General features: G+C 34.2%; 16 protein-coding genes, 1 pseudogene and 1 other annotated feature. Of the genes and pseudogenes, 10 read left to right on the top strand and 7 right to left on the bottom strand.

Features of this window, described 5'->3' with window-relative positions; translation table 11 throughout:
* Positions 1–154: 154 nt before the first annotated feature.
* The 4 genes from IDG45_RS02435 to IDG45_RS02420 are packed head-to-tail and all read left to right on the top strand — an operon-like array spanning position 155 to position 2,564.
* Complete coding sequence (locus IDG45_RS02435) at positions 155–358, top strand: helix-turn-helix transcriptional regulator (RefSeq protein ID WP_001246010.1); 204 nt, start codon at positions 155–157, stop codon at positions 356–358.
* On the top strand, positions 355–1,068 hold the full coding sequence (locus tag IDG45_RS02430; protein WP_000866532.1) for a DUF3169 family protein: 714 nt from the start codon (positions 355–357) through the stop codon (positions 1,066–1,068). The genes IDG45_RS02435 and IDG45_RS02430 overlap by 4 nt, the downstream gene beginning before the upstream one ends.
* A gap of 24 nt (positions 1,069–1,092) precedes the next feature.
* Positions 1,093–1,935 (top strand): ABC transporter ATP-binding protein, encoded by an 843-nt coding sequence (locus IDG45_RS02425; RefSeq protein WP_000209477.1) that lies wholly within the window; start codon positions 1,093–1,095, stop codon positions 1,933–1,935.
* The gene (locus IDG45_RS02420; protein ID WP_000677720.1) at positions 1,935–2,564 is read left to right on the top strand and encodes an ABC-2 transporter permease; all 630 of its coding nucleotides are present in this window, start codon (positions 1,935–1,937) and stop codon (positions 2,562–2,564) included. Before IDG45_RS02425 ends, IDG45_RS02420 begins: the two co-directional genes overlap by 1 nt.
* A gap of 388 nt (positions 2,565–2,952) precedes the next feature.
* Here IDG45_RS02420 and IDG45_RS02415 read toward each other — a convergent pair.
* A pseudogene (locus IDG45_RS02415) lies at positions 2,953–4,086 on the bottom strand (low temperature requirement protein A).
* Between the two features lie 539 nt (positions 4,087–4,625).
* Here IDG45_RS02415 and IDG45_RS02410 point away from each other — a divergent pair.
* Positions 4,626–5,807, top strand: a complete 1,182-nt coding sequence (locus IDG45_RS02410) for an acetyl-CoA C-acetyltransferase (protein WP_000199086.1) — start codon at positions 4,626–4,628, stop codon at positions 5,805–5,807.
* A gap of 82 nt (positions 5,808–5,889) precedes the next feature.
* On the opposite strand, the gene IDG45_RS02405 is transcribed toward IDG45_RS02410, so the two are convergent.
* The 5 genes from IDG45_RS02405 to IDG45_RS02385 are packed head-to-tail and all read right to left on the bottom strand — an operon-like array spanning position 5,890 to position 12,980.
* Positions 5,890–6,642 carry a cyclase family protein gene (locus IDG45_RS02405; protein WP_000195910.1) on the bottom strand — a complete coding sequence of 251 codons (753 nt, stop codon included), beginning with the start codon at positions 6,640–6,642 and terminating at the stop codon, positions 5,890–5,892.
* A 42-nt stretch (positions 6,643–6,684) separates the two neighbouring features.
* Positions 6,685–8,913, bottom strand: a complete 2,229-nt coding sequence (gene metE / locus IDG45_RS02400; RefSeq protein WP_000207619.1) for a 5-methyltetrahydropteroyltriglutamate--homocysteine S-methyltransferase — start codon at positions 8,911–8,913, stop codon at positions 6,685–6,687.
* Positions 8,910–10,751 (bottom strand): bifunctional homocysteine S-methyltransferase/methylenetetrahydrofolate reductase, encoded by a 1,842-nt coding sequence (locus IDG45_RS02395; protein WP_000077330.1) that lies wholly within the window; start codon positions 10,749–10,751, stop codon positions 8,910–8,912. The genes metE and IDG45_RS02395 overlap by 4 nt, the downstream gene beginning before the upstream one ends.
* Positions 10,720–11,880 carry a cystathionine beta-lyase MetC gene (metC, locus tag IDG45_RS02390; protein WP_000175850.1) on the bottom strand — a complete coding sequence of 387 codons (1,161 nt, stop codon included), beginning with the start codon at positions 11,878–11,880 and terminating at the stop codon, positions 10,720–10,722. Before metC ends, IDG45_RS02395 begins: the two co-directional genes overlap by 32 nt.
* Positions 11,877–12,980, bottom strand: coding sequence for a PLP-dependent transferase (locus IDG45_RS02385; RefSeq protein ID WP_000655692.1), 1,104 nt, complete (start codon positions 12,978–12,980; stop codon positions 11,877–11,879). Before IDG45_RS02385 ends, metC begins: the two co-directional genes overlap by 4 nt.
* A gap of 65 nt (positions 12,981–13,045) precedes the next feature.
* Positions 13,046–13,415: a binding site (T-box leader), on the bottom strand.
* Positions 13,416–13,643: 228 nt separating this feature from the next.
* Here IDG45_RS02385 and IDG45_RS02380 point away from each other — a divergent pair.
* From IDG45_RS02380 to ychF, 4 genes are all read left to right on the top strand, one after another.
* Complete coding sequence (locus tag IDG45_RS02380; RefSeq protein ID WP_001621659.1) at positions 13,644–14,489, top strand: ParB/RepB/Spo0J family partition protein; 846 nt, start codon at positions 13,644–13,646, stop codon at positions 14,487–14,489.
* Between the two features lie 153 nt (positions 14,490–14,642).
* Positions 14,643–15,524, top strand: coding sequence for a mechanosensitive ion channel family protein (locus IDG45_RS02375; RefSeq protein ID WP_000373075.1), 882 nt, complete (start codon positions 14,643–14,645; stop codon positions 15,522–15,524).
* A 29-nt stretch (positions 15,525–15,553) separates the two neighbouring features.
* Positions 15,554–15,757, top strand: a complete 204-nt coding sequence (locus IDG45_RS02370) for a DUF951 domain-containing protein (RefSeq protein ID WP_000157348.1) — start codon at positions 15,554–15,556, stop codon at positions 15,755–15,757.
* 11 nt (positions 15,758–15,768) lie between these two features.
* Entirely contained in the window at positions 15,769–16,866 is a 1,098-nt protein-coding gene (ychF, locus tag IDG45_RS02365; protein WP_001218732.1) for a redox-regulated ATPase YchF, read from the top strand.
* A gap of 85 nt (positions 16,867–16,951) precedes the next feature.
* Here the strand turns inward: ychF and IDG45_RS02360 are convergent, their stop codons facing one another.
* Entirely contained in the window at positions 16,952–17,143 is a 192-nt protein-coding gene (locus IDG45_RS02360) for a hypothetical protein (protein WP_206171539.1), read from the bottom strand.
* Positions 17,144–17,386: 243 nt separating this feature from the next.
* Here IDG45_RS02360 and rpsF point away from each other — a divergent pair, with 243 nt between their 5' ends.
* On the top strand, positions 17,387–17,683 hold the full coding sequence (gene rpsF / locus IDG45_RS02355; protein WP_001261460.1) for a 30S ribosomal protein S6: 297 nt from the start codon (positions 17,387–17,389) through the stop codon (positions 17,681–17,683).
* Positions 17,684–17,703: the final 20 nt, after the last annotated feature.

Genomic DNA, 17,703 nt, shown 5'->3' with positions numbered 1-17,703 from the left:
ACGAAAGTAAACAATTATGACTTGTAGGCGTTGAGGTGTTTGTTTCAAAATGTCATACATAGGTGGACATTTATATTTTTTTGTGTAGTTTTGACAAATATAGTTGTCAAAAAGACGTATATCATTTACAGTGTAATTAAGGAGTTGATGCGATGTGCGTAATCGATTGAAAGAATTACGAGCACGAGATGGCTTAAACCAAACGCAGCTTGCTAAACAAGCGGGTGTTTCAAGACAAACCATTTCGCTAATTGAGCGAAACAACTTTATGCCATCGGTATTAACTGCAATAAAGATTGCTCGTATCTTCAATGAAAAGGTGGAAACTATTTTTATTATTGAGGAGGATGAGGCATGAAAGTACTAAGATATATCGGATATCTTTTACTAGGTGGACTTGTAGGTGGTATAATAGGTGGAATTTTAGGTAACTTTGATGGATTGGGTATTGAGAATTTGACGTTCGCAACGCGAAACAATGTCGTTGTAATATCGATTGTTGCGACTATGATCATCATATTAATAGAAATCATTGTTTTGATGAATCAAAGACGTGCATTGAAGTATAAGCGACTTGTAGATGAAGAGGTAGATAACGAAGAAACAGATCAATATGAATTGCTTGCGAATCGTCATGTTTTAAATGGAAGTATATTAAGTATTCTACAGACAGTTATTGCCTTGTTAGTGTTGCTTATTTTTGTGGTAGGACAAGCTGAAGCAAATGGAATACTATTCTTTTTAATACCATTTTTTGCTAGTGGTATTTTCAATACACAATTTACACTGTTTAATAGAAGATTTGATGACAGAATGCCAAAAATTGCAGATAAGAATTACACTGAAAAGCGATTGGAAATATTGGATGAAGGTGAACGCCATATAGAATTAATTGCATTATTTAAAACATATGCGAGCAACTTATCAATATTGATACTAGCCATTGTAGTAATTGGGCTTTATTCAATTACTACTGGAATTAATCAAAGCTTCAGTTTGCTACTTATCATTGCTATTTTCATATATAACGCCTTTAGTTATTTATTGAAGAGTAGACGTTTTTATTAAAATTAAACAAAGAGGAGCAAGGATATGACAACATTGTTAAACTTAGATTGTGTGAACAAACAATACAAGTCTTCGGATTTTAAATTACAAGATGCATCTTTAACGATTTCTACTAATGAGACAGTTGGATTAATTGGGAAAAATGGCTCAGGTAAATCGACATTAATTAATATTCTAGTAGGCAATCGACATAAAGATAACGGTAGTATTGCATTTTTTGGGGAAGAACATGCTATGGATGATGTCGAATATAAAGAACACATAGGTGTAGTGTTTGATGATTTGAGAGTACCTAATAAATTGACTATTAAAGATATTGATAAAGTATTTCAATCTATTTATATGACTTGGAATAGTCAAAAATTCTTTGATTTAATCAAATATTTCGAGTTGCCACTACAAACTAAAATTAAAACTTTTTCAAGAGGGATGCGAATGAAGATAGCTTTGACGATTGCGCTTTCTCATGATGTGAAGCTATTGATCTTAGATGAAGCAACTGCGGGTATGGATGTTTCTGGACGAGAAGAAGTAATGGAACTATTAGAAGATTTTGTCGCGCAAGGTGGAGGCATCTTAATATCATCGCATATTTCTGAAGATATAGAACAATTAGCGGATAAATTAGTGTTTATGAAAGATGGACGAATGATTTTAACTGAACAGAAAGATAGACTTTTAGCACAATATGGAATTGTTACGACAGAAGATGAAGATGTTGAAATTCCTAAGCATTTAATTATAGCTTCTAGATTGTCAAAGGGGAAATATCAAATTTTAGTTAAAGATTATGCAGAAATTGAAAATGCAGAACCTTTAAAACACATTGATGACGCTACGAAAATCATAATGCGAGGTGAAGTATAATGAAAGGTATGTTCCTAAGTAGTTTTTATGCAACGAGAAAGCAAACATATATTTATTTTATAGTCGCTATCATAGCTGCGGGATACTTTGCAGTATTTAATCCGTTGATGAGTTCGGCAATGGCTGGGGTTATGTTAATCACACCTATTACTGATAATATTAAACATGAAAAAGACTCAAGATGGATGTATTATGTATCTACTTTACCGGTTAAACGTAGTGATTATATTAAGTCATACTTTGCCTTTTATTTAATCTTATTCGGTGCAAGTTTAATGATTGGATTAGTTGTGACTACGATCGTGACCCAAAGTGTGATGATTGGTATTATGTCAGGTTTAATGAGTTTTGGTATCATAGGGGCATACTCTATCATTTTCCCATTGACATTTAAATTTGGCGCTGAAAACTCTAATGTCATTATGATATTTGCATCTATACTACTACTTTTTTCTTTCGTGGTCTTTTTCTTTATATATGGTATGGTTAGTGGTGCATCTGCATTAGAATTTGAAAAAATTAGCACTGAAGGATGGCTAGTTGTCATAGCATATGCGGTCATTGGTATAGTTATAACGAGCGTTTCTTATATATTGTCTATTAAAATTTTTAACAAACAAGAACTATAATCAATATTCTTGGTGTGAAGCTAGTCATTGAAATAATATTTAGAGCAGGTGATAAATCAATACGATTATCATCTGCTCTTTTTGGTGTTGTGGAATGAAATGCGGGATGATAGGTTGAGGTGACATCTCTATATCATACATTTGTTTTTAGAAGATTAGGTTGTGTGGGAATTGTATCCTTTTATAGTGAGGATTAACGTGTATATATTATTGAGTATGTTGCTGAAATTTATTTGTGTGTATCAATTGATGATGGTATATGCCAATGATTTCCTTGGAAATATAAAAACTCGATCATGTATCATAACTGATGATTGTCTCAAAAGTATACTGTGAAGCACAATATTTTTGGATGCAGTTCCAATACATTAATCGAGATCAAGGTTATCTATTCATCACTTTGACGTAGACGTTGATTTTTAAAATAGATGAGCATGATGCAGAAAGTCACAACGGATACCGAGATAATCATTACTTGGTCATGCCCTTTAAAGATAAGGCTGATGATATATGATACTACAAGTATGCCTAGTGAAGAAGAAATATATTTTGCGTTTGTCAGTTCATTATGGAAATAAGGCGTGATTAACCATAATCCAATATAGAATATTAAAACACTGATATACATCATATTAATTTCAAACAAGTCATTTAGTTTATTGTTATTACTAAAAACAATTGCGGCATTAATCACACCTAAAGCGATATTGATTAATAAATGCGTATACGATAAACGAAAACCGATAGATGACAATTTATGATTGATGTAATTTTCAGTAATGATTCAATAAACACCGAAAAGACTAATTAAAATCATAAATTGGAATATATAAATGTAACTAAAATGATCAATGCTAAATGATGACGAAGCTAAACCAACCAGTACCTCGCCAAAGATAATAATTGTTAGTAACGAAAAACGTTCTACTAAATGCATCATATTAACAGGTGATAATACAAGATATTTCTGAAATGGAATAAGTCCTGTCGCTGCAATGAATACGCCTAAAAATCCAGGGATGTAATGGATACTTTGTGGTAGTACTAATGATAGAAATGATAAAAATGAAATCACAAAGGCTACGGTCGCAAAAGCTTGACATGTACGCTTATCGCCATAATCTAATCCTGTACGTATATGTAATAAATACTGTAATCCGATACTTAAATACATAATTGCCACGCATAAGAAGAATGGGAAGAATGTCTTTTCAAAGTCCGGATATAGGCTGTTAGATAGGAAGACCATGATAAACATATTAAACATCATAAACGAGACGTCTTTGAATGTAACTTGACCAAATCGATTTGTAAAAAATGTTTGATGAGACCACATTAACCATAAGAACAAACTCATGACGATGTATTTGAAAAATAAATCAGCTGAAATGGAACCATTTTGTGTTGTTAAAATCACATGTGCAATTTTTTGAATGGCATAGACGAAAATTAAATCAAAGAACAACTCATGGAATCCTGCACGCTTTTCAGCTAAATGTTTTGGTGTTAATGCATTAACCATAAAATTTTAACTCCTTTAAGGTGTGTAATTAATTTACTAAGTATACTATTTATTTTTTCTAGTGAATAGGGGCAGATTTGACGATGAAATGGAAGGAGGGGTGACAGGGAGCTGGTTGCGGCATTAACAGTTATCAGCGATTTAATATTTGACTAGAGACGTCATGGTTTGAAAAAGTAGATGGTGAAATTGATGGTGAAACAAGCTGTGAATAGCGATGCAATGATAGATAGCATTTAATTAGAGTCATTATGCGAAATGATTAATGATAATTTGTGGTAAATCAAAGCATAATTTTGTACTATAGATGAGGATGATAGAGCATATTTAAGAGTGTGAAATGTTAAAGTGAAACCGTTTACGTTTCCGATTGCCCAAACAAATTACATCATTGTATAATATGATTTGTTAAATGCATAACAAGAATGAAAATGTAACATACGTAGCAATTGGTTTCATAAATTGGATGTTAGTGGCGTATTGGTTCATTAGACGTATTAGTAATAAAATTGTATATATCATAAGGAGATGAATATGACATGACGAGAGTCGTATTAGCAGCAGCATACAGGACACCTATTGGCGTTTTTGGAGGTGCGTTTAAAGACGTGCCAGCCTATGATTTAGGTGCGACTTTAATAGAACATATTATTAAAGAGACGGGTTTGAATCCAAGTGAGATTAATGAAGTCATCATCGGTAACGTACTACAAGCAGGACAAGGACAAAATCCAGCACGAATTGCTGCTATGAAAGGTGGCTTGCCAGAAACAGTACCTGCATTTACAGTGAATAAAGTATGTGGTTCTGGGTTAAAGTCGATTCAATTAGCATATCAATCTATTGTGACTGGTGAAAATGACATCGTGCTAGCTGGCGGTATGGAGAATATGTCTCAATCACCAATGCTTGTCAACAACAGTCGCTTTGGTTTTAAAATGGGACATCAATCAATGGTTGATAGCATGGTATATGATGGTTTAACAGATGTATTTAATCAATATCATATGGGTATTACTGCTGAAAATTTAGTAGAGCAATATGGTATTTCAAGAGAAGAACAAGATACATTTGCTGTAAACTCACAACAAAAAGCAGTACGTGCACAACAAAATGGTGGATTTGACAGTGAGATTGTTCCGGTATCAATTCCACAACGCAAAGGTGAGCCAATCGTTGTTTCAAAAGATGAAGGTGTACGTGAAAATGTATCAGTCGAAAAATTAAGTCGCTTAAGACCAGCTTTCAAAAAAGACGGTACAGTTACAGCAGGTAATGCATCAGGAATCAATGATGGTGCTGCGATGATGTTAGTCATGTCAGAAGACAAAGCTAAAGAATTAAATATCGAACCATTGGCAGTGCTTGATGGCTTTGGAAGTCATGGTGTAGATCCTTCTATTATGGGTATTGCACCAGTTGGCGCTGTTGAAAAGGCTTTGAAACGTAGTGAAAAAGAATTAAGCGATATTGATGTATTTGAATTAAATGAAGCATTTGCAGCACAATCATTAGCTGTAGATCGCGAATTAAAATTACCTCCTGAAAAGGTGAATGTTAAAGGTGGCGCTATTGCATTAGGACACCCTATTGGTGCATCTGGTGCTAGAGTTTTAGTGACATTATTGCATCAACTGAATGATGAAGTCGAAACTGGTTTAACATCATTGTGTATTGGTGGCGGTCAAGCTATCGCTGCAGTTGTATCAAAGTATAAATAATAAGAAAACAGGTTATCACAACAGTATTAATTACATGTTGGCATAACCTGTTTTTATTTGTTTATGGATTTATTGGGTAATATTAGTCATTTGATGGTTTAATTGCAAATGCTCTAACAGGGAACCCAGGTGCATCTTTTGGTTTAGGGCTGATAGCGTAAATGATGGCGCCACGAGTTGGTAATTGATCTAAATTAGTTAATAACTCGACTTGGTATTTATCCTGACCAAGAATATAACGTTCGCCAACTAAATCACCATTTTTTACAACGTCCACAGATGCATCGGTATCGAATGTTTCATGACCAACAGCTTCAACACGGCGTTCTTCAATTAAGTACTTCAAAGCATCTAATCCCCAACCCGGTGCATGTTGTTGTCCGTTCGAATCTTTGTTTTCAAACGTTTCAATATTAGGCCAACGTTTTGACCAATCGGTACGAAGTGCAACAAAAGTGCCAGGTTCAATAGTACCATGCTCTTTTTCCCATGCTTCTATATGCGCACGTGTTACGATGAAATCATTGTTGTTCGCTACTTCTGTTGAAAAGTCTAATACAATTAACGGCAATACCAATTCTTTTAAATCAATGTCTTCTAAATAACGTTTGTTCTCGACAAAGTGGATTGGTGCATCAATGTGAGTACCATATTGCGTTACAATATTCCAACGTTGCACATAGAAACCATGATCTTTAACCGTGAATAAAGTTGAAACTTCACCTTTTTCAAACTCACTAAAACGTGGTATTTCTGGATCAAATGTATGCGTTAAATCAACCCAAGTTGCTTGTTTTAAAGTATTTAATTGTTGCCATAAAGGATATTGTGTCATAAAATCACCCGTTTTTAGTTTATTATATGATAAATGCTGCGATTATTCTTGACGTTTAGCTTTAACAGCATTCACAAGTACAGTCAATGCATCTTTAACTTCTTCTTCTTTTCGCGTTTTCAATCCACAGTCAGGGTTTACCCAGAATAATGAGCGGTCGATTTGTTGTAGTGAACGATTGATTGCTGTAGTAATTTCTTCTTTTGTTGGAATACGTGGACTATGAATATCATATACACCTAGACCAATACCTAAATCATAATTAATATCTTCAAAGTCTTTAATTAAATCACCATGGCTACGAGATGTTTCAATTGAAATAACATCAGCATCTAAGTCATGAATAGCATGAATGATTTGACCGAATTGAGAATAACACATATGTGTATGGATTTGAGTTTCATCACGAACTGAAGACGTTGCAAGTTTAAATGATAAAACAGCATCTTTAAGATATTGTTCGTGATATTCAGAGCGTAATGGTAAGCCTTCACGTAATGCAGGTTCGTCAACTTGGATAACTTTGATTCCTGCAGCTTCAAGTGCTAATACTTCTTCGTTGATTGCTAAAGCAATTTGATCTTGAACAACTTTACGTGGTAAATCAACACGTTCAAATGACCAGTTTAGAATTGTTACAGGTCCAGTTAACATACCTTTAACTGGTTTATCTGTTAAGCTTTGTGCATAAACTGTTTCATCAACAGTTAAAGGCGCTGTCCATTTTACATCACCATAAATGATTGGTGGTTTTACGGCACGTGAACCATATGATTGCACCCAACCGAATTTAGTTACTAAGAAACCTTGTAATTTTTCTCCGAAGAATTCAACCATGTCATTACGTTCAAATTCACCGTGAACTAATACATCTAAGCCGATGTCTTCTTGAATTTTAATCCATCGAGCAATTTCATTTTTTAAGAATGTTTCATATGCTTCGTCTGTAATGCGTTTGTTTTTCCAATCTGCACGGTATTTTCGAACTTCTCGGCTTTGTGGGAATGATCCAATAGTTGTTGTTGGTAAATCCGGTAAGTTCAAACGTTTTTGTTGTTGTTCAATACGTTGCGCGAATGGTGATTGTCTTGAAGTACGCACGCTTTCGAAATCATAATCTAAGTTTTTGAATGATTGATTTTGGAAACGCTCATAACGTGCTTTTAATTTATCATATTTAACACTATCGTTTTGATTAAATAGGCGACGCAATGCATCTAATTCGTCTAATTTTTCAGTTGCAAAGCTTAAGCCTTCGCCAACACTTGTATCTAATGTTTCATCATCTAAAGATACTGGAACATGTAATAATGAAGATGATGGTTGAATGACAAGTTCATTCGTGTGTGCTAACAATTTATCGATTAAGACTTTTTTAGCTTCAATGTCACTTGCCCATACATTACGCCCATCAATAATTCCAGCGTATAATGTTTTTGATTTATCAAAATCTCCTGCTTCAATTTGTTTAAGGTTATAGCCATTATCATGGACAAAGTCTAAACCTAAACCACCAACAGGTAAAGAACTTAAGAATTTAAGATGTGCACGTTCGAAGTATGTTTGAATGACTAACTTTTTAGCAACACCAGCTTTTTCGAAATAGTCATAAGCTTCACGTGTAATATTTTCATAGCTTTCACTGTCGTCTGTAACTAAGATTGGCTCATCAACTTGAATGTACTCAGCACCTGCATCAATTAATGATTCAAACACTTCTTTATAAAGTGGTAATAACGTTTTAACTTTTTCTTCAAAAGTTTGGTGACCGCCTTTTGATAATTTAACAAAAGTAATCGGACCAACAATAACAGGGTGAGCATTAACATTTAAAGATTGCGCGTATTTAAAGCGATCTAATAATACATTGCGACTCACTTTAGGCTCAACATTGTCCCATTCAGGTACGATGTAATGATAGTTAGTGTTAAACCATTTTATAAGTGCACTTGCAACATGGTCTTTATTACCGCGAGCAATATCAAATAATAAGTCATCATCGATAGTTCTTCCTTGGAAACGTTCTGGGATGATGTTGAATAATAATGACGTATCTAAAATGTGGTCATATAAAGAGAAATCACCAACTGGGATGCTATCTAAGTGATAGTACTTTTGTAATAATAAATTTTCTTTATGTAGATCAGTTAATGTTTGATCTAATTCTTCTTTAGAAATCTTCTTTGCCCAATAACTTTCGATGGCTTTTTTCCATTCTCTTTTTCTACCTAATCTTGGGAATCCTAAGTTTGATGTTTTAATTGTTGTCATAATATTGCCTCCTTGTGAGCAGTAATAGATTTTGAGTATGCTGCAAGTTCTAATGAATCTTCGACATTTTGAAACGGTGTGATAATGTATAAACCATTAAAATATTCATGAACAGTATCGATTAAATCCTTTGAAAGCTTAAGACTTAGTTCTCGTGTTTTGGCTTTATCATCTTTAACTGCTTCAAATTGTTGTAAAATTTCATCTGACATCTTGATTCCTGGCACTTCATTATGCAAAAAGAGTGCGTTTTTGTAACTTGCGATAGGCATAATGCCTATGAAAAATGGTTTGTTCAAGTGCTTAGTGGCGTGGTAAATTTCAATGATTTTCTCTTTGCTGTACACGGGTTGTGTTATAAAATAAGACATTCCGCTTTCTATCTTTTTCTCTAGTCGTTTTACGGCACCATCTAATTTACGAACATTAGGGTTAAAGGCGCCAGCGATGTTGAAGTGTGTACGTTTCTTCAGCGCATCACCGTCAGTGTTAATACCTTGATTAAATCTTAGAGCGAGTTCAGTTAATCCTTTAGAATTAACATCATAGACATTGGTTGCACCTGGTAAGTGACCAACTTTTGAAGGATCACCAGTTATGGCTAATATTTCGTTAACGCCAATGAGCGATAATCCAAGTAAATGGGACTGCAAGCCGATTAAGTTTCGGTCTCGACATGTAATATGTACGAGTGGTTCAATATTGTAATATTGTTTAATTAAGCTTGCAGCAGCAATGTTGCTAATTCTGACAGTTGCCAATGAATTATCTGCGAGTGTTACCGCATCTACATTAGCTTTATCAAGTTTAGCGATATTTTCAAAAAATCTATCCGTGTCTAAATGTTTCGGTGTATCCAATTCGATAATAACGGTTGGACGTTCTTGAACCTTAGATGTTAATGATTGTCTAACTTTATTTTGAGATGGATTGAAAAGTGCTTTCGTTGGTATCGGAATCACTTTTTTGTCATTAACAGGTTTAAGTGTCTGAATAGATTCTTTAATAAATTTGATGTGCTCAGGCGTTGTACCACAGCAACCACCAATTAAACGAACACCTTCGCGAATTAGATTTTGAGCAACTTGACCGAAATATTGTGCATTGTCACTATACTTAAATTCACTATTTTCAATATCTAATAAGCTGGCATTTGGATAACAAGATAAGTATGCGTGCTCTGGTAATTCAATATGTGTGAAAGACTCTTGCATATGGTGCGGGCCATGATGACAATTGAGTCCCACGATGTTTGCACCACATTGAACGAGTTGTTTTAATCCTTCATTGATTGCCTGACCATTAACTAAGTAATTTGTGTTTGAAGCGGTTAATTGAGCAATGATTGGAATGTCGTATTTCTTTCTCGTTCGTGAAATGACATTTGTTAGCTCTTCTAGATCGTAATACGTTTCGAAAAGTAGCGCGTCAACGCCTTCTTCAATTAAGGTGTCTATTTGAATTTCAGTATGATAAAGAATAGTTTGTAAGCTGATATCCTCTTGTTTGATACCTCTAAACCCACCAACTGTGCCTAATATATACGTATCTTTAGTTGCTGCTTTTTTTGCGATGCGAACGGCGGCTTGATGTATTGCTTTAACTTTATCTTCGAGACCGAATCGTTTTAACTTTTCAAAATTTGCACCATAAGTATTGGTTTGAATGACATCAGCACCAGCTTCGATATATGAACGATGGATGCGTTCAACTTTATCTGGATGGCTAAGGTTATATGCTTCTGGGCAGGTGTCTAAACCTTCAGAGTATAAAATGGTTCCAATAGCGCCATCAGCTACTAAAACATTATCTTTCAATTGTGTGAGGAATTGACTCATTGAATGCCTCCTTTAATGCGTATTTGATGTCTGCAATGAGTTCATCAGGATCTTCGAGACCAACGCTTAATCGGAATAGACCGAAAGTGATACCACGTTCTTGTCTCACTTTTTCAGGTAGTGCAGCGTGAGACATTGTTGCTGGATGTGAAAGGATCGTTTCAACACCGCCCAGACTCACTGAAACGAGTGGTAATGTCAGTGCATCGACAAATTGTTGTGCTTTAGACTCATCAGCTAAACGAAAGCCAATAACGGCACCGCCATTTTTAGCTTGTTCTAAATGAGCAGCAGTGAGTCCCGGATAATAAACTTCTGAAATTTCATCTTGCTTTATTAAAAATGACACGATTTTTTGAGCGTTTTCGACAGATTGTTTAAATCTGATTGGAAATGTTTTTAAATGTTTAGCAAGCGTCCAGCTATCTTGAGCAGATAACATATTGCCTGTACCATTTTGTATTAAATAAAGAGCTTCACTAATTGCCTCATTATTAGTAATGACAGCACCAGCAATTAAATCGCTATGTCCACTTAAAAATTTTGTAGCACTATGAATGACAATATCAGCGCCAAGTAATAAAGGTGATTGACCTAACGGTGTCATAAATGTATTGTCCACAGCTACCAGTAGTTCATGCTTTTCGGCTATTTTAGAAACAGCTTTGATATCAGTAATTTTAAAACAGGGATTCGATGGTGTTTCGATATAAATTAATTTTGTGTTTGATTGAATGGCACCCTCGATTTGTTCGAGCTTGGTAGTATCTACGGTTGTAAATTCAATATTAAAACGATTCAAAATTTGCTCAGTGAGGCGAAAAGTACCGCCATATACATCATCGGGTAAGATGACATGATCACCAGATTTGAAAGTCAAAAGTACTGCTGAAATAGCAGCAATACCTGATGCAAAAGCAAAAGCGAATTTTCCCTGTTCTAATCGTGCTAGCTTCTCTTCTAAAAGTTCACGGTTAGGGTTCCCACTTCGTGCATAATCATATTTAACATCACCACCAAGACTTGTTTGATGGAATGTTGAAGAATCATAGAGTGGTGGGTTAGCTGAATGATATTCCACACCTCTACGCCAATCGAATATCACTTCTGTCTCTTTTGAAAGTGTCATACAATCTCTCCAATCTGAGCTTTATCTAATGCTTGGATGATATCGCGTTCGATGTCTTCATAATTTTCAACGCCTAGTGATAAGCGGATTAAATACTCATCAATGCCACGTTTATCTTTTTCAGCATCTGGCATATCAACATGTGTTTGTGTGTAAGGGAAGGTCACTAATGTTTCAGTGCCTCCTAAACTTTCTGCAAAAATACAAATATCTAAATTTTCTAATAATTTAGCGACGCTATAGGCCTTGTTAAGTCTTAAACTAAGCATGCCAGTTTGTCCGCTATATAGTACTTCGTCAATTGCTTGAAGTGACTGACATTTTTTAGCAAGTTTTCTTGCGTTTGATTGCGCACGCTCAATGCGTAAATGCAAAGTTTTAAGTCCACGTAACAACAAATAACTATCTATTGGTGATAGTGTTGCGCCAGTCATGTTGTGAAAATCAAACAACTGTTGCGCGAGTGATTCATCTTTGACGGTTACGACACCTGCTAGTACATCGTTATGTCCACCAATATATTTCGTAGCTGAATGTAAGACTATATCAGCACCTTCTGCTAATGGTGTTGAAAGATAAGGTGTTAAAAAAGTATTGTCGATAATTGACAATAAGCCTTTAGCTTTACAAAGTTGATAGTACGGCTTTACATCAATAGCAATCATTTGTGGGTTAGATATTGGTTCAATGAATAATGCAACTGTTTTATCAGTGATTTCTTTTTCAACTTGTTCATAATCTGTAAAATCAACGTACTTAAATTTGATATCGTATTGTTGCTCGTAAAATTCAAATAATCTAAATGTGCCGCCGTATAAATCGAATGAAACTAAAATTTCATCGTGTGGTTTAAATAAATTACATATTAATTGAATGGCTGACATTCCACTTGATGTAGCGAATGATGCAATACCATGTTCGAGTTTGGCAAAACAGGTTTCAAATGTTGAGCGTGTAGGATTTTTAGTACGTGTATAATCAAAACCTGTCGATTGTCCTAGTTTTGGATGCTTGTAGGCAGTAGATAAATGGATTGGATTCGCTATAGCACCGGTTGAATCATCAGTTAATGTGATTTGGGCTAACTGTGTATCCTTCATATTAAGACCCTCCTATAAGAAAAAATAAAAAAAGCTTCCGTCCTTCGTACCCGAATAAATCGGATAAAAAGGACGAAAGCTTATGTTTCGCGGTACCACCTTTATTTGTTATTCCATCGCTGAAATAACCTTATTCAGTACGCATTAAAAGTAAATATGCTTACTGAACAATTATCACAATTAAAGTCAGTAAGTAAGGATTTAGTAATGTGATATCCCATACTTATTAACAAAAAATCGTGCGTAAAGAATCCAGTACGCCATTTAACATCAATGTTAATACTGTATCGCTATAACGGGCGAACCCGTAGACACCTCATATTGGCATCAACACTCCAAGGCCATTTTCAAACACGCTTTCAAAATCTTCTCTCAGCTACTAAAGACTCTCTGTATAAGCAGGGTGTGTTTTACTTTCCTCTTTATTGTGTTTACGTTTCATTAAACTGTTATAAGATATTAATTAGCTTACAGAGTAAAAAAAGATTTGTCAACAATTATTCAGAAAATTTTGATTTAAAAGTTAATTTGTTTGTGAAATTGTAATTGGTATCTTGAAGTTGAAAAATGAATTATTTTTTAAATAAAGTGTGGTTAATGGTTGTCTGACTCATTTAGAATACATAAAATATATTTAACTGTTGTTATCAAATAAAAAGTGATGTGAGTGAATTGTCAAAAAGTGAAGATCAACGTATTACTAAAACAAAAGATGAACAAATTAAGCAAATAGATATATCGGATATCAAACCGAATCCGTATCAGCCCCGAAAAACTTTCGATGAAAATCATTTAAATGATTTGGCAGATTCAATTAAGCAATATGGTATTTTGCAACCAATTGTGCTTAGAAAAACAGTACAAGGCTATTACATTGTAGTTGGTGAAAGAAGGTTTAGAGCTTCGAAAATTGCTGGTCTAAAATACGTATCAGCGATTATCAAAGATTTAACAGATGAAGATATGATGGAACTGGCGGTCATCGAAAATTTACAAAGAGAAGACTTAAATGCGATTGAAGAAGCTGAAAGTTATCAACGTTTGATGACAGATTTGAAAATTACACAACAAGAAGTAGCGAAGCGATTGAGTAAGTCGCGCCCGTATATAGCGAATATGTTGAGGTTATTACATTTACCGAAAAAGATTGCTGACATGGTAAAAGATGGGCGACTGACAAGTGCACATGGACGAACGTTATTGGCAATTAAAGATGAACAACAAATGCTTAGGTTAGCGAAACGGGTTGTTAAAGAAAAGTGGAGTGTCAGATATTTAGAAAATCATGTTAATGAATTAAAAAATGTTTCGTCAAAGTCGGAAACAGACAAAGTAGATATAACTAAGCCTAAATTTATAAAGCAACAAGAACGACAGCTTCGAGAACAGTATGGCGCAAAAGTAGATATATCGATAAAAAAATCAGTCGGCAAAATCTCATTTGAGTTTGAATCACAAGATGACTTTGTGAGAATCATTGAACAATTAAATCGTAAGTATGGTAAATAGTTACACAATTTTATATAATATCACTTTGTGAATCTATAGATATATCGATAGTTATCTATATTCTTTGAAGATGATGCGACTTCAGTAGGTTGGAAGAATACAACAATATTAATAAAATTATTTGAGACTATATAGAAAGGAGTAACGCTAATTATGGATCAAGTTATGAGTATTATTTCATCGCTATTCGAACCATTAACTAAAATTGAAACATATGAAAGTGTCGCTACTAAATTAGCGATGATAATTATATATATTATCGTTGCATTAATCGTAATTAAAATACTAGATAAAATGATTGCCCAAGGATTTAAAATACAAAACAAGAGTAAAAAGGGTAATAAAAAACGTTCCAAAACATTAATATCATTGGTGCAAAATGTTGTTAAATATATCGTGTGGTTTATAGTTATCACTACCATTTTAAGTAAATTTGGCATTAGTGTTGAAGGGGTAATTGCCAGTGCTGGTGTCGTAGGCTTAGCAGTAGGTTTTGGTGCTCAAACTATAGTTAAAGACGTAATTACAGGATTCTTTATTATATTTGAAAGCCAATTTGATGTAGGTGATTATGTTAAGATAAATAACGGTGGTACAACTGTAGCAGAGGGAACAGTTAAATCAATTGGACTCCGTTCAACACGCATTAATACAATATCTGGGGAACTTACAATCTTGCCAAATAGTAGTATGGGTGAAATAACGAATTACTCAATTACGAATGGAACAGCAATTGTTAAAATTCCAGTATCTGTAGATGAAAATATTGATAATGTTGAGAAGAAATTAAACAAATTATTTACATCTCTGCGTAGTAAATATTATTTATTTGTAAGTGATCCTGTTGTGATTGGTATTGATGCCTTTGAAGATACTAGAGTAATATTAAGGGTTTCAGCAGAAACTATACCAGGTGAAGGTTTCTCTGGTGCGCGTATTATTCGTAAAGAAGTACAAAAAATGTTTTTACAAGAAGGTATTAAGACACCACAACCAATAATGACACCTTTTAATCATAGTGAAAACGGTGTTTAGTAGTTTATAATACATGGAGGTCATATTTAATGGCGTCAAAATATGGAATAAATGATATAGTAGAAATGAAAAAACAACATGCGTGTGGAACCAATCGTTTTAAAATTATTAGAATGGGTGCTGACATTAGAATTAAGTGTGAAAATTGTCAACGAAGCATTATGATTCCACGTCAAACGTTTGATAAAAAACTAAAAAAAATCATCGTATCTCAGGATGATACACAAAGATAGGAGAATGATTCATGGCTTTAACAGCAGGTATCGTTGGCTTACCAAACGTTGGTAAATCAACATTATTTAATGCAATTACAAAGGCGGGTGCCTTGGCAGCAAACTATCCGTTTGCAACTATAGACCCAAACGTGGGTATTGTAGAAGTGCCAGATGCAAGACTACTTAAATTAGAAGAAATGGTTCAACCTAAAAAAACATTACCTACTACATTTGAATTTACAGATATTGCCGGAATTGTTAAAGGTGCTTCTAAAGGTGAAGGTTTAGGTAATAAATTCTTATCACATATTAGAGAAGTAGATGCAATTTGTCAGGTTGTTCGTGCTTTTGACGATGATAATGTAACACATGTAGCTGGTCGAGTTGATCCAATTGATGACATCGAAGTTATCAATATGGAATTAGTACTTGCAGACTTAGAATCAGTTGAAAAACGCTTACCTAGAATTGAAAAATTGGCACGTCAAAAAGATAAGACTGCTGAAATGGAAGTGCGTATTTTAACAACTATTAAAGAAGCTTTAGAAAATGGTAAACCCGCTCGTAGTATTGACTTTAATGAAGAAGATCAAAAATGGGTGAATCAAGCGCAATTACTGACTTCTAAAAAAATGCTTTATATCGCTAATGTTGGTGAAGATGAAATTGGTGATGATGATAATGATAAAGTAAAAGCGATTCGTGAATATGCAGCGCAAGAAGACTCTGAAGTGATTGTTATTAGTGCAAAAATTGAAGAAGAAATTGCTACATTAGATGATGAAGATAAAGAAATGTTCTTAGAAGATTTAGGTATCGAAGAACCAGGATTAGATCGATTAATTAGAACAACTTATGAATTATTAGGATTATCAACATATTTTACTGCTGGTGTGCAAGAAGTACGTGCTTGGACATTTAAACAAGGTATGACTGCACCTCAATGTGCTGGTATCATTCATACTGATTTTGAACGTGGATTTATCCGTGCCGAAGTAACAAGTTATGACGACTATGTACAATATGGTGGCGAAAGTGGCGCTAAAGAAGCGGGAAGACAACGATTAGAAGGTAAAGAATATATTATGCAAGATGGTGATATCGTTCATTTCAGATTTAATGTATAAACGATAGAGTGAAGTTAATTAAATAGAATATATGTAGAAGAGGCGGAATCAATTGTTCGCCTCTTTTAATTATGCTTATAATTTATTAAAAGAATGGAATAATTTTACTCGCGTTAATAATATCTTGAGTGCTGAAAAATTGTTTGCCTTCGCCAGTATAAGCAGGAACTAAAACAAGATTAGCCTTTGCACAATAAAGCCATTCAGGATGAATGCCACTATTAAGTATCTCTTGGAATTCTTGAAAATCTTTAGACCAATCAATATTTAAATTCATTCCTTACCACCTCATAGCTATTATAGAACATGCGTTCGCTTTTGTGAAGTGTATTTTTAAAAATATCATAGAAAATTTCAAATGAATTAATGTCAAAAATGATATGAAGAGTAGTTTGAATTATTATTGTAAAAAGTAATGGCGCATGATATAATTCTTTATTGTGAGTAATGAAAATTATTCCTTGCTTATCTGTTTTAAGATTGATAAGCCGTATAGACCACAAGGAGGTGCAAATATAAAATGAGAACATATGAAGTTATGTACATCGTACGCCCAAACATTGAGGAAGATGCTAAAAAAGCGTTAGTTGAACGTTTCAACGGTATCTTAGCTACTGAAGGTGCAGAAGTTTTAGAAGCAAAAGACTGGGGTAAACGTCGCCTAGCTTATGAAATCAATGATTTCAAAGATGGCTTCTACAACATCGTACGTGTTAAATCTGATAACAACAAAGCTACTGACGAATTCCAACGTCTAGCTAAAATCAGTGACGATATCATTCGTTACATGGTTATTCGTGAAGACGAAGACAAGTAATAATTAGAGGGGGCGTTTAA

Origin of the sequence: Staphylococcus sp. EG-SA-10 (assembly GCF_017151945.1) — a bacterium.
Lineage (GTDB): Bacteria > Bacillota > Bacilli > Staphylococcales > Staphylococcaceae > Staphylococcus > Staphylococcus aureus.
The sequence above is the reverse complement of the archived record's forward strand: the minus strand, read 5'-3'. Positions and strand labels throughout refer to the sequence as shown.